This window comes from Pseudomonas sp. o96-267, from assembly GCF_003935465.1.
GTDB classification, from domain to species: domain Bacteria; phylum Pseudomonadota; class Gammaproteobacteria; order Pseudomonadales; family Pseudomonadaceae; genus Aquipseudomonas; species Aquipseudomonas sediminis.
The window spans coordinates 1-1,607 of the sequence record NZ_RHQP01000086.1; the positions used below are offsets into that span (position 1 = coordinate 1).

The 1,607-nt window shown below is 56.9% G+C and carries 1 protein-coding gene; it reads right to left on the reverse strand.

Going from position 1 to position 1,607, the window contains the following annotated elements; all coding sequences use genetic code 11:
* Positions 1–104 precede the first annotated feature (104 nt).
* Complete coding sequence (locus tag EGJ86_RS24840) at positions 105–1,529, reverse strand: IS1182 family transposase (RefSeq protein ID WP_177432953.1); 1,425 nt, start codon at positions 1,527–1,529, stop codon at positions 105–107.
* Positions 1,530–1,607: the final 78 nt, after the last annotated feature.

Consider the following 1,607-nt stretch of genomic DNA (forward strand, 5'->3'; position numbering starts at 1 on the left):
CAGACTGTGTGAAAACGTTCTGAACTGAACCGGTTCAATACAAACGCCTCGATTGATTCGTGGCGTTTGTGTTTTTACTGGTGCAATGATGCAAAGTGCAGCGCTCAGGTCAGCAGCTCGATCATGCGGCGTGCCCCGAGTACCGAAATAGCACGTTTGAGGTTGTAGGCTTGCACGGCCATCGCCATCTCAGCTCTCACCCCGCTGAAATGGCGCACTAGAAAACGACCGTTGCCCAGAATCCATTGTTTGAGATTGCCAAAAGGGTGCTCGACGATTGCTCGTCGCCGTCCCATCATCTCAGGGTGAGTTTCGAGTCGTTTCTCCATCCGCGCGAACGCCTCTTCGTTGGGATGGCGGCTGATATGACGCCGTTGGGCCTGTGTGCACTTGGCTTTTAATGGGCAGTTCCCGCAGTCCTTGGTACGGGCTGCGTAAAGGCGAGTGCCACGATTGAGCTGTTTGAGCGACAGGGTCTTGCCCGCAGGACATTGGAAGCTGTCGGTCGCAGGATCGTAAGTGAAGTCCTGACGCGCAAACAGTGTGCCGCCGCCCTGGTTGTTGGGCGCGCGATTCACGGGGACGAAAGCCGTAATGCCCACTTCTTCGCAGGCCTGAAACTGCGCCCCGTTGGAATAACCTGCATCAGCCGTGACGGTCAGCTCAGGCTGCTGCAGAACCGCCTGAGTCGCTTTGGCCATCGGCTCCAACTGCTGGTTGTCGGTGCAGTCACTGGTCACTTCGTGATGCACGATCAGGCCATGCTCGGCATCGACAGCGCTCTGCACGTTGTAGGCCACGCAAGGGCTCTTGCCTGAGCAGCGCATCTTCTTGGCATCCGCTTCGCCTTCGACGAACTGTTCCAGGCCCTGCGCCTCCATCAGCGCTTTTACGGTCAAGTTATCGGCATGGCGATCCTGTAGCTGGCGTAGCGCCTGTTTCACCGCTGCCCGGTCAATCGTCTCTTGCGCGTCTTGTGCATCACCCTCATCAAGCTGGGCCAGGTACTGGGCAATGTGTTTTTCCAGCTTCGCTTGTTGACGCTTGAGCTTCTCCACGCTCAGGTGCTTGCGCAGCGAAGCTACCGCTTGGAACTTGCTGCCATCGATGGCCACCAGCTCCCCACTGATCAAGCTCGCCTGGCGACAGAACTGGACGAAAGCCTTGCAAGTCGCCTGAAAGGCCATGCTGTTGTCTTTGCGAAAATCCGCGATGGTCTTGAAGTCCGGCGCCAGACGACCCAGCAACCACATCACCTCGATATTGCGCCGGCACTCCGCCTCCAATCGACGAGAGGAGCGAATGCGCTGGAAGTAGCCATATAGGTATAGCTTGAGCAAATCAGCTGGATCGTAGCCAGGGCGCCCAGTCTTGAGGGGCTCAGCCTTGCTGAACCCCAGTACCTTCAGATCCAGACGAGCCACATAGGCCTCGATGACTCGAACTAGATGATCCTCAGGAACCAGCTCTTCCAATGTCGGCGGAAACAGGCTGCTTTGCTGACGACCTTCACCCTGGATGTAGCCCATAAACGACAATGCCCCCATCGACTGATGGAGGCATTGTCTTCACCTTGCACTCAGACTGCTAGGTTTTCACACAGTCTG